Genomic DNA, 25,833 nt, shown 5'->3' with positions numbered 1-25,833 from the left:
GATAAAACGCCAGTGTAGAGCAAGCGGGCGCCCTTGGCGCGCACCGTCGGAGCGCGGGGCGGCGCGCCAGGCCTGAGGCATTGCCGTGCTGACAATCGCCGTGCTGATAAAATAATTGCTTCTTCGCCCAGGCCGGTCCCCATGTCCAGCACACCCCATCCTGCCTTCGACCTCAGCTTTCGTAGCTACGCGGAAATCGGCGCGCCGAACCGGCATGACTTCGTGCAGCTGGTGCTGCCCCTGCACGGCCAGCTGCTGCTGGAGATCGACGGCAAGCAGGGCAAGGTGGACGCGCAACAGGGCGTGGTGATCCCGGCCAATACCTGGCACGCCCAGCATAGCCGGGTGGCCAACCACTCGATCATCGTTGACGTGGATGCGGCGGCCGTGGAGCAGGGCAGCTGGGGGCGTTTGCTGGAGCGGCCGTATGCGGCGCTGGGGCCGGGCGCCCGCAAGCTGATCGAATACCTGGGCATCATGGAGGGGCAGCAGGCGCTGACGCCAGCCGTCATCCACGGCTGGACACCGCTGCTGCTCGACACCTTGCTGCAGACCCCGCCGCAGGTCCGCTCGCGGCTGGCTGCGCTGCTGGCGCGCGTGCAGGCCGAGCCTGGCTTGCCCTGGTCGACGCTATCGATGGCGCGCTTTGCCAACCTCAGCGTCAGCCGCCTGCATGCACTGTTCCGCGAAGAAATGGATACGAGCCCGCATGCCTGGCTGCAACAGCAGCGGATAAGGCGGGCCTGCGACTTGCTCGCCGGAAGCGATGTCAGCATTGCCGAGATTGCCCTGGCGGCCGGCTTTTCCGAGCAGAGCGCGCTGACGCGGGCCATGCGCGACAGCATCGACGCCACGCCGGCCGCCTACCGGCGCCAACGTCGCGAGAACAGGTCAAAAACGCAGTAGATGGCGCCAAGAACGGGCGCGCCCCAGCGGCCACAATCTCCTTTTCAGGAGATTGACTATGTTGCAAAAGAATATGACCCGGCTGGGCATGCTGGCCGGCATCGCTGCGGGCGCGCTGTGGGGGCTGGTGTTCCTGGCGCCGGCGCTGCTGCCCGCGTTCCAGCCGCTGGAACTGTCGGTGGGCCGCTACCTGGCCTACGGCCTGATCGCGGCCGTGCTGGTGGCGCCGTCGTGGCGGCGCCTGCTGCGCAGCCTGGGCTGGCGCGAATGGCGGGGCTTGATCTGGCTCAGCCTGACCGGCAATATCATCTATTACGTGCTGCTGGCCAGCGCCGTGCAGACGGGCGGGGTGGCCATGACGTCGATGGTGATCGGCCTGCTGCCGCTGGTCGTCACCGTGGTCGGCAGCCGCGACCGCGATGCCGTGCCGCTGCGCAAGCTGCTCCCTTCGCTGGTGCTCAGCGGTGCCGGCTTGCTGTGCATCAGCTGGCAGTCGCTTGCGCATCCCGGCCATGCATCGCTGCTGGGACTGTTGTGCGCGCTGGCGGCGCTGCTGTCGTGGACGGTGTATGCCGTCGGCAATAGCCGCTGGCTGGGGCGCTTGCGCGCGGTGTCGGCGCAGGAGTGGAATCTGCTGACGGGCGTGGTGACGGGCGCCGCCGCCTTGCTGCTGGCGATTCCCGTCGCGCTTGCCGCTCCGGCCGCGCATGGCGGCACGGCATGGCTGCAGTTTGCCGGCCTCGTCACGGGCGTGGCGCTGCTGTGTTCAGTCGTCGGCAATGGCTTGTGGAACTACGCCAGCCGCGTGCTGCCGCTGACCTTGATGGGGCAGATGATTGTCTTTGAATTCCTGTTTGCCCTGGTGTACGGCTATGCGTGGGAGCGGCGCTGGCCCACCGCGGCGGAAGCTGCGGCGACGGCCCTGTTGCTGGCGGGCGTGCTGGCATGCGCGGTGGCGCACCGGCCGCAGCGGGCGGCCAGCGCGGCGGCGGCCCGGATCGCATAGGGCGCGGCACCGGCCAGGTTCTTCAGTCGCGTTCCGGTACCGGCACGTTGTAGCCGTTCAAGGTGGTCGAGACGAGCGCGTACAGGCCCACCAGGTAGATCAGTTCGTTGGTGCCGTGCTGGCCGAACGTGGCCAGCGCCAGCCGGTACACCGGCTCGGGCAGGGTGCCGCCGCGGCTGAGCGCATAGGCCAGGTCGTAGGCTATGCTCTCGTGCGAATCCAGGTCGGCGGGCTTGACGTCGGCCACCAGCGTGGCCAGGCGCTCGGCCGGCATGCCTTCGCGCTCCGCGACGGCGATGTGGGCGTAGATTTCATAGGCCGCGTTGTAGCGCGCGCCTACCACGAGGATGGCAATCTGGCGCACATTGTCGGGCAAGGTGGCGTTGGCCGTCATGGCCAGGGTCAGGTCCCAGATGGCCTTGCCGATGGCCGGTTCGTGCAGCCACGGATTCCATGGCCCCATCAGGGCGCCGTCTTCGCGCACGGCGATGAAATCGTTGAAATTGCTGGTGATGCCTTTGCGCATATCGTCGTACAGCGGCTTTTGTTCTTGTGTCAGGTCTTTCGGAGCGATCAGGGGCAGGCGCATGGAAACTCCTTGCTGAATAAGTGGGCGGTGGGCGGCGGTAGCCAGCAGACAGTATAGCCATCTGGCTGGCGGCGGCCGTTCACTGGCGCACACTGGCGCGGCCTGCGCCGATTCATGCCTACTTGCGCGGCTCGTGTATCCGGAATTTCTTGACGATGCCCGCCTGGTCGAACATGACGGCCACTTCGCGCGTGCCTTTTTCGCCCAGCAGAGGGATCAGGCGCGTCACGCTGGGCGTTTTCAGCTGGTTCTTGTAGACCCAGACTTCATAGCCGGGATCGAAGCTGACGACGGTGGCGTTGCCCAGGGCCGCGTCGAGGTCGAGGCGGGTGGTCTTGCCCACCTTGATGTTCTGATAGATGGCGCCATTGTCCGGCGCGCGGTTGACCTTGTATTCACTGGCGGTGCACATGGCCACGGCCAGGCCCGCGAGGCAGGAAGCTGCCAGTTTTATCAATGTGTTCATATGGACTCCCAGTGTGCATCACTGCTTCCAATCTCAGAGGGGACGGGCGTGATGTCATGGCAGGAGTGTGCTTGTGTCGCTGCGAATGTGCTACAAGATTATACAAAGGCGCATAAAACGGTGCCGTCGGTAGCGGCAACCGGTACTTTTACCGGTTCTGCAAGACGTCGGTCGACAGCGCCAGGGTTTCCTTGATTTCTTCCATCACCACATAGCTTTTCGATTGCGCGGCACCGGGCAGCTGCAGCAGCATGTCGCCCAGCAGCTTGCGGTACTCGGCCATTTCATGGATGCGGGCCTTGATCAGGTAATCGAAGTCGCCCGACACCAGGTGGCATTCCTGCACCTCGGGTATCTGCAGCACTTCGCGGCGGAATTGCTCGAAGGCAGACGCGGATTTTTGATTGAGCGTAATCTCCACAAAGACGAGCAGCTTGGCGCCCAGCGCGGCCGGGTTCACCTTGGCGTGGTAGCCCGTGATGACGCCATCGCGCTCCATGCGCTTGACCCGTTCGATGCAGGGCGTGATGGACAGGCCCACCTGTTCGCCCAGGTCTTTCATCGAGATGCGGCCATCCTGTTGCAGGATGCGCAGGATGTGGCGGTCCAGCTTGTCGAGGCCACGTGCCGATTCTTTAAGGATTCTCATGATTTATTGCTGAATATCTCGATTTATACGTGAACAAATACTGGCTCTTTCCCAATATGATAGCGGTTAATCTGGCACTAGCCATAAATATAATTGAGGAAACTATGCGTATTGTGATTCTGGGTAGCGGCGTCATCGGCGTCACCAGTGCTTACTATCTGGCCAAGGCAGGACATGAGGTGACCGTCATCGACCGCCAGCCGGGCCCGGCACTGGAAACCAGCTTCGCGAATGCGGGGCAGATCTCGCCCGGCTACGCTTCGCCGTGGGCTGCGCCCGGCATTCCGCTGAAAGCCGTGAAGTGGATGATGCAGCGTCACGCGCCCCTGGCCATCTCGCTCGACGGCAGCGCCGCCCAGCTCAAATGGATGTGGCAGATGTTGCGTAATTGCACACCGGAAGCGTATGCCGTGAACAAGGAACGCATGGTGCGCCTGGCCGAGTACAGCCGCGACTGCTTCAAGGTGCTGCGCGCCGAGGCAGGCATCACCTATGAGGGCCGCCAGCAAGGCACGATGCAATTGTTCCGCACCGAAAAGCAATACAACGATGCCGCCAAGGATATCGAAGTGTTGAAGGACGCGGGCGTGCCATATGAAGTGCTGCAGCGCGACGAGCTGTCGCGCGCGGAACCGGCGCTCGAAGCGGTCAAGGATAAGCTGTTCGGCGGCTTGCGCCTGCCCAACGATGAAACGGGCGATTGCCAGTTGTTTACCACGCGCCTGTCCGAAATGGCCGTGGCGCTGGGCGTGAAGTTCCGCTATGGGGTCTCCATCGATGCATTGCTGACGCAGGGCGATGAAATCGCCGGCGTGCAATGCGGCGCGGAAATCGTCAAGGCCGATTCCTATGTGGTGGCGCTCGGCTCCTACTCGACGGGCTTCATGAAGCCGCTGCTCGACATCCCCGTGTACCCGCTGAAAGGCTATTCGATCACCGTGCCTATCGTCAACGCGGCCAAGGCGCCAGTGTCGACCATCCTCGATGAAACGTACAAGATCGCCGTGACCCGTTTCGACGACCGCATCCGCGTGGGCGGCATGGCGGAAATCGCCGGCTACAACCTGAACCTGAACCCGCGCCGCCGCGAAACGCTGGAAATGGTCGTCAACGACCTGTTCCCCGGCGGCGGCAACACGGCCGAGGCCACCTTCTGGACGGGCTTGCGCCCGATGACGCCGGACGGCACGCCGATCGTCGGCCGCACGCCGCTGCGCAACCTGTTCCTCAACACGGGCCACGGCACCCTGGGCTGGACCATGTCCTGCGGTTCCGCGCAATTGCTGGCCGACCTGATGTCGTCGAAAAAGCCCGCCATCCTGGCCGACGACCTGTCCGTCAGCCGCTACAGCGGCGCGCAGGGCAATGGCAAACTGCAACACGCGGTGGCTTGAGATGGGGGCCAGCATGCCTCTGAAAGAGCGTAGCGGCGCCATCCTGACGGTGGACCTGGATGCCGTGCGCGCCAACTACCGCTTGCTGCGCGACAAGGCGCATCCGGCCGCCTGCTCGGCCGTGGTGAAGTCCGACGCGTATGGCCTCGGTGCCGCGCAAGTGGGTGCGGCCCTGTATGAAGAAGGGTGCCGCCATTTCTTCGTGGCCCACCTGGAAGAGGGCATCAGCCTGCGCCCGCACGTGGCGCCGGACGCGGACATTTTCGTGCTGCACGGCCCGCCCGTCGGCACGGAAGGCGAATTCACGGCCCATGGCCTGACACCAGTGCTCAACAGCGAGCCCCAGGTGGCGGGCTGGCGTGCCCACGCAAAAGCGCTGGGCACCACCCTGAATGCCGTCGTGCAGGTCGACAGCGGCATGTCGCGCATGGGCCTGTCGCCGCAGGAAATCGATGGCTGGCTGGCCGATGAGCACTTTCTCGACGGCATCAAGGTGCGCTACATCATGAGCCACCTGGCGTGCGCCGACGAGCGCAGCAACCCCATGAACCGCGAGCAGCTGGCCCGTTTCGTCGCCATCCGCGCCCGCTTGCCCCAGTACCGCGCCAGCCTGGCCAATTCCTCGGGCATCTTCCTGTCGCCCGACTACCATTTCGACCTGGTGCGCCCCGGCGCGGCCCTGTACGGCATCGCGCCGCAGGGCGGCGAGCCCAATCCCCTGCGCTCGGTCGTGCGCCTGCAAGGCAAGGTCATGCAGACGCGCACGATTGCCGCCGGCGACCACGTGGGCTACAGCCGCCGCTACACGGCCAGCGAGCCGCGCCAGGTGGCCACCGTGTCCGTCGGCTATGCCGATGGCTGGCTGCGCAGCATGAGCAACCAGGGCCTGGCCATTGTCGACGGCGTGAAAGTGCCGCAGATCGGCGCCATCTCGATGGATTCCATCACGCTCGACGTGAGCGCCATTGCGCAGGAACGCGTGGCGCCGGGCAGCCTGGTCGACCTGATCTGCGCCGAACACCCGGTCGACGCCGTGGCGGCCATGGCCAATACCATCGGCTACGAGGTGCTGACCAACCTGGGCGGGCGCTATTACCGCGAGTATCAAGGCCTGGCTGGCGGCGCACGCTAAGCAGCGCAAACCCGATGATTGTGTGGCAAGATAGTCCTGCAGTGAAGTTCACTCCAGGGCTATTTTTTCACCATCATCGGGGATATCTATGAGTCAATATAACGTTGCAATCATCGTCGGCAGCCTGCGCAAGGATTCCTTCAACCGCAAGCTGGCCGATGCGCTCGTCAAGCTGGCGCCGCCCGAGTTTTCCTTCAAGCACATCGAAATCGGCGACCTGCCGCTGTACAACCAGGACGACGATGGCGCGCAGGCCGCGCAGGTGCTGCGCCTGAAAACGGAGATTTCCGACGCGCAAGCCTTGCTGTTCCTGACGCCCGAATACAACCGCTCGATTCCCGGCGTGCTGAAAAACGCCCTCGACCACGGCTCGCGTCCGTACGGCCAGAGCGTGTGGGGCGGCAAGCCGGGCGCCGTGCTCGGCGTTTCCGTGGGCGCCACGGGCACGGCCCTGGCACAGCAGCATTTGCGCAATGTGCTGGCCTACCTGGACGTGCCGCTGCTGGGGCAGCCTGAAATGTTTATCCAGGCCAAGGAAGGCTTGTTCGACGAGCATGGCGGCATCGGCCCGGCCAGCCTGGGCTTCTTCCAGGGCTGGATGCAGCGCTATGTGGACTGGGTCAGGAAGCACGCCATCCACGCTTGATGCAGGTCAAGGCGGCAGCGCCCTGCGTTGCCGCTTGTACACATTCTTTGACCATTGATGCCAAGATTTCAATATTGGCACGGGTGTCTCGGTATAATGCGCCCTTTCTTTAGCGCAATACTTTCCCAATTTTTTGCCGACTCCATGTGGACTAAACCTGTTCTGCGCATGAATTTGCGCCGCTTGATCGTGCTCGTGGCCTTTGCCAGCGCCCTGGTGTCCCTGGCCAATACCTTTTATGCCAGCTACAGCGTGCAGCGCCAGCTGCTGATCGATACCACGCTGGAAGCAAACCATGCGTATGCGAGCAAGCTGGCCAGCACGGCCGAGGATTTCCTGCAGTCGGCGCGCCAGCAGCTGGCCTACAGCGCGGGCGGCCTGCCGTCGCGCATGGACGACGACGCCTGGCTGACGGGCGAGGCGCAGCGCCTGCGCCTGCAGACGAACAGCTTCAATTCCGTGCTCATCGTCGATGCCCAGGGCAAGGTGCTGGGCGTGTCGCCGGAAACGCTGGCCCTCAAGCACCGCACGCTCGATTCGGCCGGCGCCGTGCAGGCGCTGCGCGAGCGGCGCCCGCTGGTGACGCAGCCCTACGTCTCGTCGGCCGGCAACCTGGTGGTCTTCATTTCGCACCCCATCGTGGGCAAGGATGGCCGCTATCTCGGTTATGTGGGCGGCAGCATCTACCTGAAACAGAAAAACATCCTGTACACCATGCTGGGCCAGCATTATTACCGCGACGGTTCCTACCTGTACGTGGTGGACCAGAAGCGGCGCCTGCTGTACCACCCGGACCCGGACCGCCTGGGCGACCTGGCGGGCCGCAATGAAGTGATCGACGCCATCATCGCGCAGCAGGGCGGTGGCAACCGGCGCATGTACAACAGCCTGGGCGTGGACATGCTGGCCGGCTATGCCGTCATGCCGTCGACGGGCTGGGGCATCGTGGCGCAGCGGCCGACGGCCATGACCCTGGCCCCGCTGAACCAGCTGATGGCCGATACGGTGTGGCACTCGCTGCCCATCGCCTTGTTGAGCCTGCCATTCATCTGGTGGCTGGCCAGCCTGATTTCGCGGCCCCTGGTGCAGCTGGCCGAGGGCGCGCGGCGCATGGACGCGCCCGGCACGGCCGAGCACATCGCCGCCATCCGCTCCTGGTATGTGGAAGCGGCGCAGATCAAGAAAGCCCTGCTGAAGGGCCTGGCGCTGCTGCAGACCAAGATCGGCAAGCTGAAGACGGACGTGCAGACGGACCCGCTGACCGGCCTGTCGAACCGGCGCGGCATGGCGGCGGCGCTGGACGATTGGCAGGCGCAGGCGCGGCCGTTTTCCGTCATCGCCATCGATATCGATCACTTCAAGCAAGTCAACGACCGCTGGGGCCATGCCGTGGGCGACGACGTCATCCTGCGCCTGGCGCAGCTGATGCGCGCCTGCTCGCGCGATGCCGACGTGCTGTGCCGCAATGGCGGCGATGAATTCATCATGCTGCTGCCCGACGCCGACCTCGACGTGGCCATGCAGGTGGCCGAGCGCCTGCGCGCCAAGGTGGCCACCGCCGTGATTCCCGGCGCGGGCGCCATCACGGTTTCGCTGGGCGTGGTCTCGTCGTCGCACGGGCACGGGGAGCGCAGCACGGATGCCGTGCTGCTGGCTGCCGATGCGGCCCTGTACGTGGCCAAGGAAAACGGCCGCAACTGCGTGGGCATCACGGAGCCCGCCTGACGGTATTGCCGTACGGCATGAACTGATCCCCTGTTTTCTGTTGCATCTGAGCCTGTCCCGTTTGCCCGCCAGCGCTTACCATGTGGCCCTTGAATGCATAAGGAAGGCGGCTGGCATGGCAGGGATGGATACTGATGACGTTTGAGCAAGAGCCTGGCATCCGCTGCGACGTCGATGGACGGCCGCACGCACTGGCCTTGCTCGGCTGCCGCGAACTCAATTATGGCCAGCGCAGCGAGTTGCCGCTGCGCCCGTTCCGCCTGAGCGTGCCGGAAACGGCCTTGGCGAGCCTGCTGGACGAGCCGTTCAACCGTTTTCTCCGGACTTGCCGCGAAGACGACTTGCAGTACGAGGAAAGCGACTTGCCCGAATTGCAGCAGGCCGGCTACCCCGACATCACGGCCATGCTGGCGGACCACCGGCCCCTGCTGGCCGGGATGCTGTACGACTTCATGATTTTCGACCTGATGACGGCCATCGGCCGCGCCAGCGGCTACCGTTCTCCCGATGCCCGCTATTGGGGCGATGTGGAGACGGCCGACCGGCGCGCCTATTTCACCGTCAATCAAGTGCACACCGTGTCGTTTGCCGACGGCCATGCCGTGTTCGAGGGGGAAGGCTATTACGGCGCGTACGTGATCTGGCTCACGCATTGAGCGGATGGCAAATGGGGCTTGACCTTCCTCATGTGGGAAGGTTTATAGTCGTGCCATGAACCGTGCCTTTTTCCGCTTTCTCGCCCGCTCGCTGCTCTGGCTGCTGGCCGTCACGCTGCCCTTGCAGGGCTTTGCGTCGGCCATGCGCAGCTGCTGCGTGGACGAGCTGGCGGTCGCCGTCGCGGCCGTGCACGCGCCCGCCCAGGCGCAAACGCCCCAATGCCATGACATGGGCGACATGGCCGACATGGCCATGCCGGATCAGCCGATGAAGATGGCCATGGACGATGGCGGCGCCACGCACCATGGCCACGATTGCAGCAACCATGGCGCCTGCACCGTGGGCGCCACGGCGCCGCCCGGCATGCCTGCCTTGCACGCCTTGACCCTGCGCGCGCCGCCTCCGGCGCTGGCGCCCGATTCCCTGTTCGCCGGGCATATCCCGTCCGGCCTGGAACGCCCCCCGAGAAGCACGCGCTCCGCCTGACCGCCCGTGAACCAGGCGGTGCGGCCGCTGCACGTCCATCCTGGCCGTGCTGGCCGCGCCCCCCGTTCCACCTGCGCGCCCGCCGCGCCATCCCCCGTCATTCGAGGAATACCATGAAATACCTGTTCAGCCTTGCGCTGGCCGCCGGCGTTGCATTGCCCGCGCTGGCCGCCAGTGCCGCTAGTCCGGCCGCCGCAATGCCAAGCCCATCCGCCCCGCAAGAGGCGCAAGCGGCCGTGCCGGCCACCACCTTCCGCTCCGCTTTCTCGGGCTACCGTCCCGCCGCCGACGACGAAGCCACGCCCGACCAGGCCTGGCGCGCCGCCAACGACAAGGTCGGCAAGGCCGGCGGCCACATGGGCATGATGAAGATGGAAGGCCACAAGATGCAAGGCCACAAGATGGAAGGTCATGCCATGCCGATGGACCACGTCCAGCCCAAGCCGGCGGACAAGCCCGCCCCGCAACACCAGCATGAAGGACACTGACATGGCCCGTTTTACCAAATCAACCTGTTTGACGCCGCTGGCGCTGGCGGCCGTCCTGCTGCTGGGCGGCTGCGCCAGCTTCAGCCAGGATGGCGGCATGCAGACGGTGTCCGCGCTGGCCGACGCCCGCACGGGCGCCCCTGCGGCGCTGGCCGGCGAGGGCGGCGAAGCCAAGCTGGCGCAGCTGCTGGCCCAGCCCCTGGACGCGGACAGCGCCGTGCGCATCGCCCTGATGAACAACCAGGACATGAAGGTGGCGCTGGCCCAGCTGGGTGCGTCCGAGGCGGACCTGGTGCAGGCGGGGCGCTTGCGCAACCCGGGCCTGTCGTTCGGCCGCTCGCACGGCAGCCACGGCAATGAAATCGACCGCGGCGTCAGCTTCGACCTGGCTGGCTTGCTGACGATGCCGATGCGCGTGAACATCGAGCGGGGCCGTTTCGAGCAAGCCAAGCTGCAGGCCGCCAGCAGCGCCGTGCAGTTGGCGGCCGATACGCGCCGCGCCTACTTCCATGCCGTGGCTGCCGTGCAGACGGAAGCGTTCATGCAGCGGGCGCTCGTGTCGGCCGAGGCGGGTGCCGAACTGGCCACGCGCTTGCAGCAGGCGGGCAACTGGAGCCGCCTGGACCAGGCGCGCCAGCAAGTGTTCTACGCGGACGCCGTCGGCGACCTGGCCCGCGCGCGCCACCAGGCCACGGCCACGCGCGAGCACCTGACGCGCTTGCTGGGACTGTGGGGCAGGCAGACCAGCTTTACTTTACCGTCGCGCCTGCCCGATTTGCCGGCCCAGGCTGTTGATGCGGGCAATATCGAGGCGCAGGCCATGGAGCAGCGCCTCGACGTGCAAAGAGCGAAACTCGACGCGCACGCCACGGCCAGCGCGCTGGGCCTGTCCAAGGTGACGGGGTTCGTCAATGTGCTCGACGTGGGCTATACCAACAAGAGCACGAGCGAGGCGCCGCGCGAAAACGGCTACGAGGTGTCGCTGGAACTGCCCCTGTTCGACTGGGGCACGGCGCGCGACGCCCGGGCGCAGGCGCTGTACGAGCAGTCGCTGCAGCGCACGGCGGGCACGGCGGTGCGGGCCCGCTCGGAAGTGCGCGAAGCGTATTCCAGCTACCGCACGGCCTACGACCTGGCGCGCCACTACCGCGATGAAGTCGTGCCGCTGCGCAAGACCATTTCGCATGAAGTGCTGCTGCGCTACAACGGCATGCTGGCCAGCGTGTTCGAACTGCTGGCCGACGCGCGCGAGCAAGTCGCCAGCGTCAACGGCGCCATCGAAACCCAGCGCGATTTCTGGATCGCCCAAACGGCATTGCAATCGGCCATCAATGGCAGCGGCCCAGGTGCGGCAACTGCGGCAAAGGAATAATGATGATTACACGTAGAAACTTTTTCATGAATGCGGGCGCTGTCGCCCTCAGTGCCGCGGCCGTCAGCCGCGTGGGTGCGGCCTCGTTGCCGGAAGCCGTCAGCATGGCCGGCGCGGACACGAAAGCGCCGCCACCGCCGCCGAACGGGCGGCCGTACAACCCCGTCGTCACCCTGAATGGCTGGTCCCTGCCTTGGCGCATGAACAACAACGTCAAGGAATTTCACCTGGTAGCCGAACCCGTCGTGCGCGAACTGGCGCCCGGCATGATGGCCAATCTGTGGGGTTACAACGGCCAGTCGCCCGGTCCCACCATCGAAGTGGTGGAGGGCGACCGGGTGCGCATCTTTGTCACCAACAAATTGCCGGAACACACCAGCGTGCACTGGCATGGCCAGCGCTTGCCGAACGGCATGGATGGCGTCACGGGCCTGACCCAGGCGGGCATTCCTCCCGGCAAGACCTTCGTGTACGAATTCGTGGCCAAGCGCCCCGGCACCTTCATGTACCACCCGCATGCCGATGAAATGACGCAGATGGCCATGGGCATGATGGGTTTCTGGGTCACGCATCCGAAAGACCCGAATTTCATGAAGGTGGACCGCGATTTCGTCTTCTTGCTCAGCAACTACGACATCGATCCGGGCAGCTACACGCCCAAGATCATGACCATGACGGATTTCAATCTGTTCACCTTCAACAGCCGCGTCTTCCCCGGCATCGACCCCATGGTGGTGCGCCAGGGCGACAAGGTGCGCGTGCGCGTAGGCAATCTCACCATGACCAACCACCCGATCCACATGCATGGCCATGAATTCGAGGTGACGGGCACGGACGGCGGCTGGACACGCCCCGAATCGCGCTGGCCCGAAGTAACGACGGATATCGCCGTGGGCCAGATGCGCGCCGTGGAGTTCACGGCCACGGACCTGGGCGACTGGGCGTTTCACTGCCACAAGTCGCACCACACGATGAATGCCATGGGACATGACGTGCCCACCATGATCGGCGTCGACCACCAGGGCGTGGCGGCGAAGATCAACCAGCTCGTGCCCGGCTACATGGTGATGGGCGAACGGGGCATGGCCGACATGGGCGAAATGCAGATGCCGATCCCCGACAATACCTTGCCGATGATGGCGGGCGACGGCCCGTTCGGCGCCATCGGCATGGGCGGCATGTTTACCACGGTGAAGGTGCGCAAGGACCAGAAGCCGGGCGACTACCGCGATCCGGGCTGGTACAAGCACCCGGCCGGCAGCGTGGCGTATGAATGGACGGGCGCCTTGCCGGAACCCGTGCGGGGCCAGGGCGCGGGCAAAGCGGCGGCCAAGGGAAGTGTGGAAATGACGGTGCGCAAGCCGGCCGGCCACAGCGGGCACTAATTCCTCCGCATTCCCTGAAATCAGCGCGCGGCTTGCCTAGCACGGCAAGCCGTTGCGTATGTTGCTGTATATCAAGGAATTGTTGTTTGGTGACAATCCGAGCATTTTTTTCCCTGTTTTTTCTTTATATTCAAGCCAGTACGCTCCAGTTACATCGAGTATCGGCCAGTCTACGGGAGAAATCATGTTGAACCGGATGAAGGTGGGAACGCGCTTGTTGGCGGCATTTTTCTGTGTCGCGCTGATGGGGGCTATCGTGGCCGGCATCGGTATCTTCAACATGGGCAAGATCGATACCATGGCAGGGCAGATGTACCACAGCGAATTGCTGGGCCTGTCGTACATTAAGGAAGCCAATATCGCCCTGATCAAGGTGGGCCGCGCCCGTAGTAATTTCTTGCTGGCCACGACCGCCGAGGAGCGCGCCACGCGCCAGGCGGACATCGCCAAATTCCTCGACATGAATAAAAGCTATCTGGCCAAGGCGGAACCGCTGTTCGTCACGCCGGCCGCCAAGGAGCTGTTTGCCCGCTTTGCCGCTGTCGAAGCGGAATATATTGCCACCATGCAGCAGGCGCTGGCCTTGGCCGCGGCCGAGCCGCTGGCCCAGCGCAGCGCGCAGCTGACGGATCTGCTCAACAAGACGCGCCTGCATGCCGATGAACTCGACGGTGTGCTGGACAAGCTGTCGCTGCAGAAAGAAGAGCGCGCCAAGGCGGCGGCCGTGCAGGCGTCCGGCGTGTACCAGGCCAGCCGCAGCTTCATGATTGCGCTGGTGCTGGGCAGCGTGGCGGCCGGCCTGGCGCTGGGGGCGCTGATCACGCGCGGACTGACGCGCCAGCTGGGCGGCGAACCGGCGTATGCCGTCAAGATCGCGGGCGCCATTGCCGAGGGCGACCTTACCGTGGATATCCGCACGGCCAGCCACGACAGCACCAGCTTGCTGTTTGCCATGAAAACCATGCGCGACAAGCTGGTGGGCATCGTCAGTCAGGTGCGCTCGGGCACGGACACCATCAATACGGCGTCCGGCGAAATCGCCCAGGGCAATCTCGACTTGTCTTCCCGCACGGAAGAGCAGGCCAGCTCGCTGGAAGAAACGGCGTCCTCGATGGAAGAACTGACGTCGGCCGTGCGCCAGAATGCGGACAATGCGCGCCAGGCCAATGTGCTGGCCGGCGCCGCCTCCGAGGTGGCCGGCAAGGGCGGCGCCGTGGTGGGGCAGGTGGTGCAGACGATGGAATCGATCAATGCGTCCTCGCGCAAGATCGTCGACATCATCAGCGTCATCGACAGCATTGCTTTCCAGACCAATATCCTGGCCTTGAACGCGGCCGTGGAGGCGGCTCGGGCGGGCGAGGAGGGGCGCGGCTTCGCCGTCGTGGCGTCCGAAGTGCGCAACCTGGCGCAGCGCTCCGCCAGCGCCGCCAAGGAAATCAAGACCCTGATCGGCGACTCCGTCGAGCAGGTGGAAATCGGCTCCAAACTCGTGCATGACGCGGGCAGGACGATGGACGAAGTGGTCGCCAGCGTGCGCCAGGTGGCCGACATCATGCAGGAAATCACGGCCGCCAGCGCCGAGCAAAGCGCCGGCATCGAGCAAGTCAACCAGGCCGTGCTGCAAATGGACCAGGTGACGCAGCAGAATGCGGCTCTGGTGGAAGAGGCGGCGGCCGCTGCCGAGTCGCTGCAGGACCAGGCGCAGACCTTGACGGAACTGGTGGGCGTGTTCCGCCTGCATGCTCAGGCGCAACAACTGGCCGTGGCGCCGGCCAGCAATGTCACGCCGCTGCGCCGGCCGGCGCCGGCCGTCAGGCAGGGCGTGCGGCGCCTGGCTTGATCGCGTGCCACGGACGCATGGGCTTGGTGGTAGGCTGTCGGTATTGCGCGTTTGCCACTTCCGGGTTTCCCATGCCGTCTTCCTCTCTGCCGCTGTTGTGTCTTTCTTTACTGTTGTCGTCCCTGGCGCCCCTGGCGCAGGCGCAGGACGGCGACCCCGTCCTGCCTTACCGGCCTTCCGTGGCCAGTCCCGCCCAACTGCCCGTGCCGGGCCAGCTGGAATTCGAAGCCGGCGGCCTGCTGTCGAAAACGGACGGCACGCGCCGCGCCAGCCTGCCGTACACGTTCAAACTGGCGTTCACGCCCGAATGGGGCGTGTTGCTCGAAGGCGAGGGTATCGTGCGCGCGCGCGATGACACGGGGCGCCGCGAAACGGGCGTGGGCGACACGACCGTCGTGCTCAAGCGCGCCTTCGTGCTCGACAGCGCCACGGCGCTGGGCCTGGAACTGGGCTGGAAGTTGCCGACGGCCAAGGACAGCATCGGCAGCGGCAAGAGCGACGTGTCGCTGAACGGCATTTTCAGCCGCGACCTGGGCGCCGTGCACATGGACGCCAACCTGAACGCCACGCGCCTGGGGGCTGCCGACCCTGGCACGGGCACGGTGCAAACGGGCTGGGCGGCGTCCTTTTCCACGCCCGTCAGCGCGCGCTGGGGCGCCACGGCGGAAGTGTCGGGCACGCGCCTGCGCGGCGCGCCGGCCACGGCGCAGCTGCTGCTGGCGGCCACTTACAGCCCCACGCCGCGGCTGGCCATCGATATCGGCATGGCGCGCGGCTTGACGGCGGCATCGCCGGACTGGTCGCTGTTCAGCGGCTTGGTCGTGCCTTTGGGCAAGCTGTGGTGAGTTTGCCACGGCCATCCCTATGTGTCCTTGCGAACAAACCAGTTGATGCACAAGGTCTACAATGGAGACATAACTGATAAAAGGAGTGTCCCCATGAAAACCCTGATTCTCGCCGCCGCCTTGCTGTCGGCCGCCACCGCCGCTGTTGCCCAGGTGGGCGTTTCCGTCACCGTGGGCCAGCCAGGCTTTTACGGACGCCTCGACATTGGCGACTATCCCGCGCCCCAATTGATCTACGCCCAGCCCGTCATCGTGCAGCGCCCCCAATACTATTCGGCCCGTCCCATCTATTTGCGCGTGCCGCCCGGCCATGCGAAAAACTGGTCCAAGCACTGCCGCAAGTATAATGCCTGTAACCAAGAGGTATATTTCGTCCAAGATAGTTGGTATAACAACCAGTATGTGCCCCGTTACCGCCAGCAGCATGGCGACCATGGTCGTCCCGATTACGGCGACCGCGGCCGTCATGACGACAAGCATGACAAGCACTTTGACAAGCATGATGACAAGCGCGACAAGCACGAAGGCAAGCGCGACAAGCATGACGACAATCCGGGCAGGGGTCATGGCAACGGCAATGGCAACGGCAACGGGCGCAGGGACTAAACACGCAAGCAGGAGGATCTTTGCATAGTAAAATCGTTATCGTAGGTGGCGGCGCAGGCGGCCTGGAGCTGGCCTGCAAACTCAGCCGCAAGCTCGGCGCCGGCCAGGTGACCCTGGTCGACAGCCGCCTGTACCATATCTGGAAGCCGTCGCTGCATGAAGTGGCGGCCGGCACCCTGGACATACACCAGGAGGGCCTGTCGTACCAGATGCTCGCGCATGACAATGGTTTCACCTATGTCTACGGACCCCTGATCGCGCTCGACGCAGGCTCGAACAGCCTCACCGTGGGCGCCATCGCCACCGACAAGGATGAGCTGCTGCTGCCGCAGCGCCAGGTCAGCTACGACCAGCTGGTGCTGGCCGTGGGCAGCACCTCGAATTACTTCGGCGTGCCCGGCGCCAAGGAAAACACGATTTCCCTGAATGCCACGGAAGACGCCGAACGTTTCCGTCTGACCCTGCTCAAGCTGCTGGCCATGGCCGAGCAGCGCCAGGGCGACGCGGGCCATCCGGGCGTCGACATCGTCATCATCGGCGGCGGCGCCACGGGCGTGGAACTGGCGGCCGAGTTGCGCGAAGCGAGCGGCGTGTATGCCGCGTACGGTTTCCAGAATCTCAACGCCATCAAGGATGTGCGCATCACCCTGCTCGAAGGGGCGCCGCGCATCCTGGCGCCGCTGCCCGAGCGCGTGTCCATCGCCGCCTCGAAGCTGCTGTACCAGCATGGCATCACCGTGGTGACCGATACGCGCGTCACCACCATCGAGGCCGACAAGGTGACGGTGGCCAGCGGCACCAGCTATGCGGCCGACATCTGCGTGTGGGCGGCCGGCATTCGCGCGCCGGAATTCTTGTCCACCCTGGGCTTGCCGACCAACCGCGCCGGCCAGCTGGAAGTGACGGGCATGCTCAATGTGCAGGGCCACGCGAATATCTTTGCGCTGGGCGACTGTGCCGCCTGCGCGGGGCCGGACGGCAAGCTGGTGCCGCCGCGCGCCCAGGCTGCCCACCAGCAAGCCGATTACCTGCTGAAAACCTTTCTGCTGCAAGCGAAGGGCAAGCCGCCGCAAACGAAGCCGTATGAATACCTGGACTACGGTTCGCTCGTATCGTTCGGCCGCACCACGTCGGTGGGCACCCTGATGGGTTCCCTGAAGGGCTTGAGCTGGTTCGTCGAAGGCTTTGTCGCGCGCATGATGTATGTGAGCCTGCACCTGATGCACCATAATGCCGTGCTGGGCAGCGTACGCACGGCCGTCATGGCCATGGGCCGCTTCCTGATCAAGCGCAGCACGCCGCAGGTCAAGCTGCATTAAACCATGCGTATCAACGTAGAAAAGGGCCGCGAGGCCCTTTTTTTATTGGCTATGTCACCGTCAAATGTGGGAATGCTCCCAGCGTTGCTTTCAATAATGTTTCTGGTGAGCGGATGCGCCTGGCGTCGAGTATCCAGCGCCAGCCCAGGTAATTGGGCAGGTAGCGCGTAGCCACGCCGTGAAAGGGCCGTAGCCAGTCCCGCAGACGACTGTGATACGCATTGACGTTCTGCACATGTGCGGCGCCCTGGATACGGATGCCGGCGCGCAAGTTGACGGCCTGGTGGCTGATACCCGCTTCCCTGGCAAACGCCCGGTAGGCGGCATGATCATCCGTTACCAGCAGGACATCCTTGTCGATGACGGGCAGCAAGCAGCGGTGCAGCTGTGCCTTCGTCAAGGCTCCCTTGCCCGTGACGAAGTCGAGGGTCTGGCCTGTGCGGTCGCGCGCCACCAGGATGCAGACCTGTTCATTGGAAATGCCGCGCTGGCGGGCATGGCCGCCCCGGCGGCGGGCCGGACGCGTCATCTGCCTGGATCCCTTTTCCGACTCCAGCACGTATAACTCGTCGGCCTCGGCGATGCCATGCAGGCCATGCGGCCGATCCGTCCTGGGGACGCTGAGAAAACGGTGGCGCCAGCGAAACGTGGTGTTGCGGTGCACGCCCAATTGGCTGGCTGCCTGGCGCACCGATCTGGAATCGAGCAGGCAAGCGGCATATTCAATCCACAACGATTTATGGCGCAAGCGGGCCAGCGGCGTGCCCGTCAAGGCGTTGAAGGTGCGCCCACAAGGCACGCAGCGGTAGCGCTGCAAGCCGTGCGCCTGGCCATGCCGGTGCAGGTGATGCGCGTGGCAGGCGGGGCAGGCCAAACGCTGCTGCGCCACGCTTTCCAGCAGCGCGACAGTCGCGTCGTGCGGTACGTTGCCACGCAGTAAGGCCATGCCTGCCTGCCGCTGGCGCCGGTTCAGGCGAGCAAACTGGGCGATAAAACGGATCCATTCGGCTGGCTGCATGATCGGCTCCCTGCATTGTGAATATGCAGAGTCAGACAGCACAGCCAACGGAAGATTCCGGCATTGCCCCTACTTGCCGATGACAGAGCCTTTTTATTTGCTGCGCGCCACAGGCGCCGCTTCGCAGCGGCCCCGCGTCATGGGAAAGTCGATGGTGGTGAACTTGCCCTTCAGGGTGCCAACGATGCTGGCATGCAGGATGCGCTCGCTGTCGCGGCGGTAGATGATGCGGCTCGGAAAGTCGTTGTCCAGGTTGGCGAAGATGAATTCATTCGGCTTGTCCTGGCGCAGCAGGTTGAAGATGACGGGCGGCTGGCCCGACGGCTGCACGACGTAGGCCAACTGGCCCGGGTCGGTCAGGCGGATCTGCACGAATTCAAAGGCCGTCGTCTTGCCGCCCTTGACGGTGCGGCTGGTGCCCAGGATGGTGCCGCCGGCGGCCGTGCTCCATTGTTCCCCTGAGCCAGGTTCGGCGCCGTCGACGTTCCAGCAGCCGGCCAGCCAGGCCAGCTTGTCCACGGTTTCCGGCGGCGGCACGGTTTTTTCCGCGGCCTGGGCGGCGCCCATGGCCAGCAGCGCTGCCAGCAAGGTAGTTGCGAGTCGTTGCATGCCGTCTCCTGTCGTTGCGATGTGTTGGCGGTCACCAGGGCGCGCCGGCGGCGCGCTTGCCCAGTGTAGCCGATGCTGGGCCGCGCACGGCAAACACTTTATACTCGGGAAAGATGCCGTCCCTCACCACCCTTACGCCAAGGACCACCATGCACGACACTTCCACGCAGCCGCACGGCGCCGCCAGGCCGGACCAGTCCGACTATCGCTACATCAGCTTGAACAGCCTGGGCCTGGACCCGGAGCAGCTCGATTTCTACCAGCTGCTGCTGGCCTGCAGGGCCAGGGGGGAAGCCGAGGAAAGCCTGCGGCAAGTGGTCCGTTTCCGCACGGATGGCTATGGCAAGGCCCGCTTCATCAGCAGCCTGGACGCGTTGCCGGCGCCGCTCGCCACCTTCCCCCTGTGGCGCGCCGAGATCGAAGGCTGGCCCGGCGAGCTGGCGCGCGAGGAATTGCTGGCGCGGGCCAGCGGGCGGCTGGGCCAGCCTGTCGGCGCCTTCCTCGCCTCGGCCGGCTGGCGCGCGGCATTGCCCGACATTTGGCAAACCCTGCTGGTGCTGGGATGGCGGCAGGCGGGTTCTCCGGCCGATGCCGCGCTGGCGGCGCAATTGACGGATGTGCTGCGTGTCGTGCATTTTTTGCAGGTGCTGGAAGGCAATCGCGCCAAGCTGGACGCACATGGCGCGCGCCGCGACGTGCTGGGGGCGCACCTGCTGTGGCCGGCAGAGGGCATGCCGTTGCCCCGCTGAGGCGGGCAGGGCGCCCGCCGCGGGAGATTATTCTTTTGGCGTAATACGCGGCAAGACGACGCTCAGGGCCGTACCGCCTTGCGGATTGGCCGTCAGGTTCAGGCTGCCGCCCAGGTAGTGCACGCGTTCGCGCACGGAGCGCAAGCCGTGCTTGCTCATTTCCACGGCTTCCCTGGCGGGCAGGCCTTTGCCGTTATCCTTGACGGTCATCATCAGCGCTTCATCGTTGTCGTCGATGATGATGTCCACTTCCGTGGCGTTGGCGTGCGTGGCGATGTTGCTGAGCGCCTCTTCCAGGGTGCGCAGCAGGGCCACGCCCACGTTGCGCGGGCAAATCAGTTCATCGTCGGGCAGGCTGCAGCGCACGGTGATCTTGTGCTGTTCGGCAAATTGCGCGGCCAGCTCGCCCAGCGCCACATTGACGCCCAGAAACTCCAGCTTGTCGTTCCACAGCTTCATCTGCATCTGGCGGTTGGTTTCGATCACATTGAGCAGCAATTGCTTCATGGTCGCCGCACGGTCGAGCAAGGCCGCTTCCTGCGGCATCTTTTGCGTCAGCAGCGACAAATGCATGGTCAGCGCCGTCAGCGAGGAGCCGAGGCTGTCGTGCAGCTGGCGCGACAGGGCGCGCCGTTCATTGTCCCAGCTGGTATTGACGTGACCCAGCAACTCGCTGAGATCGGCGGCGCGTTCCGCATCGGCCTGGGCCGCTTCCTTGTTCGGATCTGTTTGTGCGGACATAGCGCCCCGTGTATGGTGAAAAGTAAGGACCAAAATTCCAGTGGTGGATCATACATGAGGATTTCATCGCAAGGCGCATGGATGGAAAATTTCTGTCTTTTCGGCAATTTTAATCTCCTCCCATCATTATTGTGTTATGGGCATTGTTATCGTTTGCATCATGGCGTAACCGTTCCCGCCGTTACGTACGGCTGCGCACATACCGAAATCGCGCGCGCTGCCATAGTGGGGCCATGCATTCTCCCGTGCAGCATAGCCGCCCCGCGGCGCAGGGCGCAGCACCGGCCCGCTTATTGAAACGAAAGGACATGCCATGAATATCGATACCATCGTCGACAAGGAATACCTCGACAAAAGCTTCCGCGACATCGTCAATGCCCCCATCAGCGCCTTGCGCGGCGTCAGCGCGAAGGATGCCAAGGCCTTGCAGCAGGCGTTCGGCGTGACCACCGTGCGCGAACTGTCCAACCTCAATTTCGTCAAATGGGCCAGTGCGCTGGCCATCCTGGCCGATGAAGAGGGCATGAGCGGCGAAGAGCGGGCCAAGGAAGAATTGCTCGATGACGCCGTGGAAATGACCTTTCCCGCCAGCGACCCGATTTCCGTCGATGCCGGCATCACGCGCATCGAAGTGCCGCCGGAAACCGTCAATGCGCAGACGGACCACCAGCATGCGGGCCAGCATGAAGTGACGGCTGGCAAAAAGTAAGGTATCCCGGCCATAAAAAAACCGGCTTGCCCCGATGGCTTGCCGGTTTTTTCACGTGCCGCGCGCCGTAACGTCAGGCGATCGAGGGGATGCTGCTTTTCTGCATGTTCACCTGCGACGCCATCACTTCGTGGGGCGAGCAGCAAAAGCGGTTCTTGCCGGCGCGCTTGGCTTCATACAGGGCCGTGTCGGCCGCGCCCAGCAGGGATTCGACGGTGCTGGCGTCGTCCGGGTAGATGGCGATGCCGATGCTGGTCGACAGGCGCAACGTCAGGTCGTTGATGAAGTACGGTTCGGAAATGACTTCGATCAGCTTGGCCGCCGGTTCGCGCGCGTCGCCCTTGCCGGCCAGGTTGCCCAGCACGATGACGAATTCGTCGCCGCCGATGCGCGCCACCGTGTCTTCCTTGCGCGAAGCGCCCACCAGGCGGGCCGCCACCATTTTCAGGATTTCATCGCCATAGCCGTGGCCGTAGCTGTCGTTGATGGCCTTGAAGCCATCCAGGTCCAGGTACAGGATGGCCGACTTGCCGCGGCTGCGGGCCGATTGCTGCAGGGTGTGCTCGATGCGGTCTTCCAGCAGGCGCCGGTTCGGCAAGCCCGTCAGGGGATCGTGCAGGGCCAGTTCCTGCTGCTGCTTGCTGTATTGGGCCAGTTCCTTGTACAGCAGGCGCACTTCCAGCATGTTGTGGATGCGCTTGTGGACTTCCATCAGGTCGAACGGCTTGCTGATGAAGTCGCGCGCGCCCGCTTCCAGGGCGGCGATCTTGAAGCTGGGCTGCGCCGTCAGGGCCAGCACGGGCAGGTAGCCGCCATGCTCGATTTCCTTCAAGCCTTTCATGACCTGGAAACCATTGAGTTCCGGCATTTGCAGATCCAGCAAGATCAAGTCGTAGCAATGTTCCCGGTGCAGGGGGCAGACCTGGGCCGGACGCATGGTAGCCGTGACATTGGTGTAGCCGGCATCGCGCAGGATTTCCAGCATCAGGTCGACATTGTCGGGTGAATCGTCAACGACCAAAATTTTGGCTTTCAAAATCTCATCTTGGCTGGGCATGTAGGGTCTCGGTTAATGCGGTCTATGCAACGCTGGCTTTCACCGCAGCGAACGGGCTGGCGGGGCGGCTGACGGCGGGCTGGAAAGATAGTAGCGCCTTGCAACAAGATAGGGCGCACAACTGCGCTTGAACTCGCTTCTGCCATGCATGGCAGCCAAGGCGGACGCTCTCCTGCCTGCCGCGCAGGTGTGCTTCTGCATTTCAGTGTAGCAAACTTGATCTTAGTTGCTTGTAGGACAGTGCCGCGTCTGAAAGTAGGAAGGCTAAACCACAAAATAGTCATTTTGTTCTGCACTATGTATTTCTTTGCATCATCTTTTTAGGGCAGGGAAGTTCCATCAGGACGGGGTGGCGCTCATGCGCGCCGCCGCCAGCTGCGCCACGGCCGCCAGCAGTTCGGCCGGGTCCAGCGGTTTCGAGACCCAGGCCTGGAAGCCGCTGGCCAGCGCCCGCTGGCGATCTTGCGGCTGTGCAAACGCCGTCAGCGCCAGCGCGGGCAGGCTGGCCGCATCGTGGGAAGCGCGCGCGCGGATTTGCGCCAGCAAGTCGAAACCGTCCGCATCGGGCATGCCGATGTCGCTGACCAGCACGTGCGGCGCCACCTGGTCCAGCAGTAGCAGCGCTTGCGCCGCGCTGCCGGCGCAATGCACTTCGGCGTTGTTGTCGCGCAAGATGCGTTCCGTCAGTTCGCGCGCATCGGCTTCGTCATCGACCAGCAGCACCTTGACGCCGCGCAAGTCGTGGCTGGCGGCCCGCTCGCTGCCCGCCTGGCGCGCCGGCGCGGCCGGCGTCGCCAGGGGCAGGCGCACGGTGAAGCTGGCGCCCTGCATGTCGCCGGCGCTGCTGGCCGCGACCGTGCCGCCATGCTGCTCCACCAGATGCTTGACGATGGCCAGCCCCAGCCCCAGGCCGCCATGCCGGCGCGTGGTGGAGGCGTCTGCCTGGCGGAAACGGTCGAAGACGTGGGGCAGGAAATCCTTCCGGATGCCGACGCCGTTGTCGGCCACCGTGATCGCCAGGCGGCCCGCTTCGCGGCGCACGCCGATATCGACGCGTCCCCCTTGCGGCGTGAACTTCAGGGCGTTCGACAGCAGGTTCCAGATCACTTGCTGGATGCGGCTGGGGTCGCCCGTGATGCTGCCCGCATCGCTGGCGATGCTGCTGTGGATGGCGATGTGCTTGGCGTCGGCCGCCGGGCGCAGGGTTTCGATGGCCGAGGCGATGATGCTGGCGGGCGCGAGGGTCTGCAGGTCGAGCAGCACCTTGTCGGAAGTGATGCGGCTCATGTCGAGCAAGTCTTCGATCAGCTGCGCTTGCGCGCGCGCGTTGCGCTCGATGCTTTGCAGGCCGCGGTGCAGGTCCGCCTGGTCGCGCGTGCCGCGCCGCAGCACCTGGGCCCAGCCCAGGATGGCCGACAGCGGCGTGCGCAGTTCGTGCGACAGGGTGGCGAGAAAATCGTCTTTCAGCTGGTTCGTGCGTTCGGCCTCGGCGCGCGCCTCGCGTTCGCTGTCGAGCAGTACCTTGCGCTCTTCGGCCGCGCGCGTGGCGGCTGCGTACAGGCGCGTATTGTCGAGCGCGACGGCAGCCTGGGCCGCGATGGCCGAGACGATGCGTTCGCTGCGCGCGCTGAACATGCCCGTCTGCGGATGGCCCAGCAGCAAGCGCCCCAGCAACAGGCCCGAGCGCGAGCTGACGGGCAGGCTCAGGCAGCTGCGCAAGGTGGGCGCACCGTCGGCGCTGGCGTCGGGCGCCGCCAGCAAGTCGTTCTGGCGCGTGGCGGGGCCCTGGCGCAGTTCCGTGGCGATGGCTTCGGCCTGGCGCAGGCTGATGCCGTTGACGGCGCGCGCGGCGGGCAGGGTGCCGGGACTGTCGTGGATGTCGCCCGCCTCGTCGTAATAAAAGGCACCGAAGCGCGCGCCGCTGATGCGCGTGGCCGCATCGACGGTTTCCTGCAGCAGGGCGGGCAGGTCGAGCGTGCCGGCCAAGGCCGCGCCCGTGTTGTTGAGCAGTTCGAGCACGCGCGTTTCATCGCGCAAGGCTTCCTGCGCCCGCTTGACCTGGTCGACGTCAGTGCTCGTGCCGAACCAGCGCAGCAGCTGGCCGCCCCGGTCGCGCACGGGATTGGCGCGCGTCAGGAACCAGCGGTACTGGCCGTCGGCGCCGCGGATGGGGAACTCCATCTCGAACGGCGCGCCATCGCGCAGCGCGGCCTTCCAGCCTTGCAGCATGGACGGCAGGTGCTGCGCGTCGTAGGCGATGCTCCAGCCGTCGCCCGCCATCTGTTCGGCGCTGGTGCCCGTGTAGTCGTGCCAGCGCTGGTTGTACCAGGCGATGGTGCCGTCGAAGCTGGCGATCCAGGCCAGCTGCGGGATGGAATTGGCCAGCGCGCGCAAGTCTTCCCCGCTCTGGCGCAAGCTTTCCTCGGCCGCCTTGCGCTGGCTGATATCCTGGATGTACGTGGTCAAGCCGTCGCTGGAAGGGAAGATGCGCACTTCCAGCCAGCGTCCCAGCGGCGAATACAGCAGCTCGAAACTGCTGCTGTGCTGCTGTGCCATGGCGCGCCGGTATTGCACTTCCAGTTCCGTGCCCTGCAAGTCGGGGCAGGCTTGCCACAGGCTGCGGCCTGCCAGGCTGGCGTCAGGCGGGCGCTGCGGGGCAAACATGTCGGCGCCGCGCGTATTGATATAGCGGATGGTCCAGTCGGGGTCGAGCAGGCAGAAACCGTCGGTAATGCTTTCCAGTAAATTGGCCAGGCGCTCGTCTGACAGGCTCAGCGGCGCTGATGGGGGCAGCAGATATTGCTTGCGGTCATGCTTGGCCATCGGAAATCCTGCACCAGTTAGTTTGCCGTACGGGCCGCCGCCTGGCGGCACTCTGGCAGCGCGTGCCGCCGTCGCTGAGCTCATTCGAATGCGTCATGATGGGGTCTGCCAGCCGTCATGGATAAGTGGATGGAGGCGCAAGCGCAAGCACCCCTGCCTGCCTGTTATTGTAGCCCCAAGCGGCGCGCCGCCACCGCACGCTTGCGCGCCCCGGCGCCGCCACTTTGCCATTGCTTGCAGATAGCACTGGACAGGGCGGGGAGCAGTCCCTATAATCCCGCTTCTTTCGAGACAGCAACTTCTCGATGCGCTGAATGCCACTGTGAAAGCAGGAGCATCCATCGTGCAAGGCCGAAGCTTTTGGCAGTGAAAAGGTGGTTGATGGTGCGGGGCGGTATTCTGCAAAATCAGCTAAGCGATTGAAAAATCGAACTTTTCAAAGCGAAATGAATACGCTATAATGTTTGCCTGCGCGGCTGTAGCTCAGCTGGATAGAGTACTTGGCTACGAACCAAGGGGTCGTGGGTTCAATTCCTGCCAGCCGCACCAGAATACTGAAAATCAGACTTTGCCTGGTTTTGTTGTAACAAGTTTCACCTCCATGTTGTCAATGGAA

Annotated in this window: 25 protein-coding genes and 1 tRNA gene; 18 read left to right on the top strand and 8 right to left on the bottom strand. The window is 64.6% G+C overall.

The genetic code is table 11. From position 1 onward, the window contains the following. Window positions 1-141: 141 nt before the first annotated feature. Together GCN75_RS10325 and GCN75_RS10320 are read left to right on the top strand one after the other, a co-directional pair. Entirely contained in the window at window positions 142-906 is a 765-nt protein-coding gene (locus GCN75_RS10325) for an AraC family transcriptional regulator (RefSeq protein ID WP_152282440.1), read from the top strand. A 58-nt stretch (window positions 907-964) separates the two neighbouring features. Next, a complete protein-coding gene (locus tag GCN75_RS10320; protein ID WP_226941261.1) occupies window positions 965-1,912 on the top strand; it encodes a DMT family transporter in 948 nt (315 codons plus the stop codon). A 22-nt stretch (window positions 1,913-1,934) separates the two neighbouring features. Here GCN75_RS10320 and GCN75_RS10315 read toward each other — a convergent pair whose 3' ends face one another. From GCN75_RS10315 to GCN75_RS10305, 3 genes are all read right to left on the bottom strand, one after another. Next, entirely contained in the window at window positions 1,935-2,501 is a 567-nt protein-coding gene (locus tag GCN75_RS10315) for a carboxymuconolactone decarboxylase family protein (RefSeq protein ID WP_152282439.1), read from the bottom strand. Between the two features lie 118 nt (window positions 2,502-2,619). Beyond that, entirely contained in the window at window positions 2,620-2,967 is a 348-nt protein-coding gene (locus GCN75_RS10310) for a hypothetical protein (RefSeq protein ID WP_152282438.1), read from the bottom strand. A 148-nt stretch (window positions 2,968-3,115) separates the two neighbouring features. Further along, a complete protein-coding gene (locus GCN75_RS10305) occupies window positions 3,116-3,616 on the bottom strand; it encodes an Lrp/AsnC ligand binding domain-containing protein (RefSeq protein WP_070222192.1) in 501 nt (166 codons plus the stop codon). 104 nt (window positions 3,617-3,720) lie between these two features. Between GCN75_RS10305 and GCN75_RS10300 the strand changes: the two genes are divergently transcribed. From GCN75_RS10300 to GCN75_RS10240, 13 genes are all read left to right on the top strand, one after another. Next, entirely contained in the window at window positions 3,721-5,010 is a 1,290-nt protein-coding gene (locus tag GCN75_RS10300; protein WP_152282437.1) for a D-amino acid dehydrogenase, read from the top strand. A 13-nt stretch (window positions 5,011-5,023) separates the two neighbouring features. Further along, window positions 5,024-6,142 (top strand): alanine racemase, encoded by a 1,119-nt coding sequence (alr, locus tag GCN75_RS10295; protein ID WP_226941260.1) that lies wholly within the window; start codon window positions 5,024-5,026, stop codon window positions 6,140-6,142. An 88-nt stretch (window positions 6,143-6,230) separates the two neighbouring features. Next, a complete protein-coding gene (locus GCN75_RS10290; RefSeq protein WP_152282435.1) occupies window positions 6,231-6,788 on the top strand; it encodes an NADPH-dependent FMN reductase in 558 nt (185 codons plus the stop codon). Between the two features lie 144 nt (window positions 6,789-6,932). Continuing rightward, the gene (locus GCN75_RS10285) at window positions 6,933-8,513 is read left to right on the top strand and encodes a sensor domain-containing diguanylate cyclase (RefSeq protein WP_152282434.1); all 1,581 of its coding nucleotides are present in this window, start codon (window positions 6,933-6,935) and stop codon (window positions 8,511-8,513) included. A gap of 134 nt (window positions 8,514-8,647) precedes the next feature. Continuing rightward, window positions 8,648-9,169, top strand: coding sequence for a hypothetical protein (locus GCN75_RS10280; protein WP_152282433.1), 522 nt, complete (start codon window positions 8,648-8,650; stop codon window positions 9,167-9,169). 55 nt (window positions 9,170-9,224) lie between these two features. After that, window positions 9,225-9,656 (top strand): hypothetical protein, encoded by a 432-nt coding sequence (locus GCN75_RS10275; protein ID WP_152282432.1) that lies wholly within the window; start codon window positions 9,225-9,227, stop codon window positions 9,654-9,656. A gap of 113 nt (window positions 9,657-9,769) precedes the next feature. Beyond that, the gene (locus GCN75_RS10270) at window positions 9,770-10,144 is read left to right on the top strand and encodes a hypothetical protein (protein ID WP_152282431.1); all 375 of its coding nucleotides are present in this window, start codon (window positions 9,770-9,772) and stop codon (window positions 10,142-10,144) included. 1 nt (window position 10,145) lies between these two features. Beyond that, entirely contained in the window at window positions 10,146-11,516 is a 1,371-nt protein-coding gene (locus GCN75_RS10265) for a TolC family protein (protein ID WP_226941258.1), read from the top strand. A gap of 2 nt (window positions 11,517-11,518) precedes the next feature. Next, window positions 11,519-12,901 (top strand): multicopper oxidase family protein, encoded by a 1,383-nt coding sequence (locus GCN75_RS10260; protein WP_152282429.1) that lies wholly within the window; start codon window positions 11,519-11,521, stop codon window positions 12,899-12,901. Window positions 12,902-13,085: 184 nt separating this feature from the next. After that, window positions 13,086-14,741, top strand: a complete 1,656-nt coding sequence (locus GCN75_RS29915) for a methyl-accepting chemotaxis protein (protein ID WP_152282428.1) — start codon at window positions 13,086-13,088, stop codon at window positions 14,739-14,741. 71 nt (window positions 14,742-14,812) lie between these two features. Continuing rightward, the gene (locus GCN75_RS10250) at window positions 14,813-15,586 is read left to right on the top strand and encodes a transporter (RefSeq protein WP_226941256.1); all 774 of its coding nucleotides are present in this window, start codon (window positions 14,813-14,815) and stop codon (window positions 15,584-15,586) included. 93 nt (window positions 15,587-15,679) lie between these two features. Continuing rightward, entirely contained in the window at window positions 15,680-16,192 is a 513-nt protein-coding gene (locus tag GCN75_RS10245; protein WP_152282427.1) for a hypothetical protein, read from the top strand. A 20-nt stretch (window positions 16,193-16,212) separates the two neighbouring features. Continuing rightward, window positions 16,213-17,511: an NAD(P)/FAD-dependent oxidoreductase gene (locus GCN75_RS10240; RefSeq protein ID WP_152282426.1), complete on the top strand. Its 1,299-nt coding sequence runs from the start codon at window positions 16,213-16,215 to the stop codon at window positions 17,509-17,511. A 49-nt stretch (window positions 17,512-17,560) separates the two neighbouring features. Here GCN75_RS10240 and GCN75_RS10235 read toward each other — a convergent pair whose 3' ends face one another. After that, on the bottom strand, window positions 17,561-18,529 hold the full coding sequence (locus GCN75_RS10235) for an IS1595 family transposase (protein WP_152282425.1): 969 nt from the start codon (window positions 18,527-18,529) through the stop codon (window positions 17,561-17,563). A 93-nt stretch (window positions 18,530-18,622) separates the two neighbouring features. After that, window positions 18,623-19,138 (bottom strand): DUF6265 family protein, encoded by a 516-nt coding sequence (locus tag GCN75_RS10230; protein WP_152282424.1) that lies wholly within the window; start codon window positions 19,136-19,138, stop codon window positions 18,623-18,625. Window positions 19,139-19,287: 149 nt separating this feature from the next. Here GCN75_RS10230 and GCN75_RS10225 point away from each other — a divergent pair, with 149 nt between their 5' ends. After that, the gene (locus GCN75_RS10225) at window positions 19,288-19,887 is read left to right on the top strand and encodes a hypothetical protein (protein ID WP_152282423.1); all 600 of its coding nucleotides are present in this window, start codon (window positions 19,288-19,290) and stop codon (window positions 19,885-19,887) included. A 27-nt stretch (window positions 19,888-19,914) separates the two neighbouring features. On the opposite strand, the gene GCN75_RS10220 is transcribed toward GCN75_RS10225, so the two are convergent. Next, window positions 19,915-20,628 carry a sensor histidine kinase gene (locus tag GCN75_RS10220; RefSeq protein WP_152282422.1) on the bottom strand — a complete coding sequence of 238 codons (714 nt, stop codon included), beginning with the start codon at window positions 20,626-20,628 and terminating at the stop codon, window positions 19,915-19,917. A 313-nt stretch (window positions 20,629-20,941) separates the two neighbouring features. On the opposite strand from GCN75_RS10220, the gene GCN75_RS10215 reads away from it, so the two are divergent. Continuing rightward, on the top strand, window positions 20,942-21,337 hold the full coding sequence (locus tag GCN75_RS10215) for a hypothetical protein (RefSeq protein WP_099378684.1): 396 nt from the start codon (window positions 20,942-20,944) through the stop codon (window positions 21,335-21,337). 73 nt (window positions 21,338-21,410) lie between these two features. On the opposite strand, the gene GCN75_RS10210 is transcribed toward GCN75_RS10215, so the two are convergent. Then, complete coding sequence (locus tag GCN75_RS10210; RefSeq protein ID WP_152282421.1) at window positions 21,411-22,394, bottom strand: GGDEF domain-containing response regulator; 984 nt, start codon at window positions 22,392-22,394, stop codon at window positions 21,411-21,413. A 339-nt stretch (window positions 22,395-22,733) separates the two neighbouring features. Beyond that, complete coding sequence (locus GCN75_RS10205) at window positions 22,734-25,217, bottom strand: hybrid sensor histidine kinase/response regulator (protein ID WP_152282420.1); 2,484 nt, start codon at window positions 25,215-25,217, stop codon at window positions 22,734-22,736. A gap of 472 nt (window positions 25,218-25,689) precedes the next feature. Here GCN75_RS10205 and GCN75_RS10200 point away from each other — a divergent pair. Next, window positions 25,690-25,766: transfer RNA gene (locus GCN75_RS10200), tRNA-Arg, on the top strand. Window positions 25,767-25,833: the final 67 nt, after the last annotated feature.

Origin of the sequence: Janthinobacterium violaceinigrum (assembly GCF_009208555.1) — a bacterium.
Classification (GTDB): domain Bacteria; phylum Pseudomonadota; class Gammaproteobacteria; order Burkholderiales; family Burkholderiaceae_D; genus Janthinobacterium; species Janthinobacterium violaceinigrum.
Note: the sequence above shows the minus strand (reverse complement) of the source record. Positions and strands in the feature narration are given on the sequence as shown.

Bases quoted from the DNA above. Each gene is read 5' to 3' on its own strand.
- GCN75_RS10325 (WP_152282440.1), top strand. From the start codon at position 142: ATGTCCAGCACACCCCATCCTGCCTTCGACCTCAGCTTTCGTAGCTAC.
- GCN75_RS10320 (WP_226941261.1), top strand. From the start codon at position 965: ATGTTGCAAAAGAATATGACCCGGCTGGGCATGCTGGCCGGCATCGCT.
- GCN75_RS10315 (WP_152282439.1), bottom strand. From the start codon at position 2,501: ATGCGCCTGCCCCTGATCGCTCCGAAAGACCTGACACAAGAACAAAAG.
- GCN75_RS10310 (WP_152282438.1), bottom strand. From the start codon at position 2,967: ATGAACACATTGATAAAACTGGCAGCTTCCTGCCTCGCGGGCCTGGCC.
- GCN75_RS10305 (WP_070222192.1), bottom strand. From the start codon at position 3,616: ATGAGAATCCTTAAAGAATCGGCACGTGGCCTCGACAAGCTGGACCGC.
- GCN75_RS10300 (WP_152282437.1), top strand. From the start codon at position 3,721: ATGCGTATTGTGATTCTGGGTAGCGGCGTCATCGGCGTCACCAGTGCT.
- alr (WP_226941260.1), top strand. From the start codon at position 5,024: ATGCCTCTGAAAGAGCGTAGCGGCGCCATCCTGACGGTGGACCTGGAT.
- GCN75_RS10290 (WP_152282435.1), top strand. From the start codon at position 6,231: ATGAGTCAATATAACGTTGCAATCATCGTCGGCAGCCTGCGCAAGGAT.
- GCN75_RS10285 (WP_152282434.1), top strand. From the start codon at position 6,933: ATGTGGACTAAACCTGTTCTGCGCATGAATTTGCGCCGCTTGATCGTG.
- GCN75_RS10280 (WP_152282433.1), top strand. From the start codon at position 8,648: ATGACGTTTGAGCAAGAGCCTGGCATCCGCTGCGACGTCGATGGACGG.
- GCN75_RS10275 (WP_152282432.1), top strand. From the start codon at position 9,225: ATGAACCGTGCCTTTTTCCGCTTTCTCGCCCGCTCGCTGCTCTGGCTG.
- GCN75_RS10270 (WP_152282431.1), top strand. From the start codon at position 9,770: ATGAAATACCTGTTCAGCCTTGCGCTGGCCGCCGGCGTTGCATTGCCC.
- GCN75_RS10265 (WP_226941258.1), top strand. From the start codon at position 10,146: ATGGCCCGTTTTACCAAATCAACCTGTTTGACGCCGCTGGCGCTGGCG.
- GCN75_RS10260 (WP_152282429.1), top strand. From the start codon at position 11,519: ATGATTACACGTAGAAACTTTTTCATGAATGCGGGCGCTGTCGCCCTC.
- GCN75_RS29915 (WP_152282428.1), top strand. From the start codon at position 13,086: ATGTTGAACCGGATGAAGGTGGGAACGCGCTTGTTGGCGGCATTTTTC.
- GCN75_RS10250 (WP_226941256.1), top strand. From the start codon at position 14,813: ATGCCGTCTTCCTCTCTGCCGCTGTTGTGTCTTTCTTTACTGTTGTCG.
- GCN75_RS10245 (WP_152282427.1), top strand. From the start codon at position 15,680: ATGAAAACCCTGATTCTCGCCGCCGCCTTGCTGTCGGCCGCCACCGCC.
- GCN75_RS10235 (WP_152282425.1), bottom strand. From the start codon at position 18,529: ATGCAGCCAGCCGAATGGATCCGTTTTATCGCCCAGTTTGCTCGCCTG.
- GCN75_RS10230 (WP_152282424.1), bottom strand. From the start codon at position 19,138: ATGCAACGACTCGCAACTACCTTGCTGGCAGCGCTGCTGGCCATGGGC.
- GCN75_RS10225 (WP_152282423.1), top strand. From the start codon at position 19,288: ATGCACGACACTTCCACGCAGCCGCACGGCGCCGCCAGGCCGGACCAG.
- GCN75_RS10220 (WP_152282422.1), bottom strand. From the start codon at position 20,628: ATGTCCGCACAAACAGATCCGAACAAGGAAGCGGCCCAGGCCGATGCG.
- GCN75_RS10215 (WP_099378684.1), top strand. From the start codon at position 20,942: ATGAATATCGATACCATCGTCGACAAGGAATACCTCGACAAAAGCTTC.
- GCN75_RS10210 (WP_152282421.1), bottom strand. From the start codon at position 22,394: ATGCCCAGCCAAGATGAGATTTTGAAAGCCAAAATTTTGGTCGTTGAC.
- GCN75_RS10205 (WP_152282420.1), bottom strand. From the start codon at position 25,217: ATGGCCAAGCATGACCGCAAGCAATATCTGCTGCCCCCATCAGCGCCG.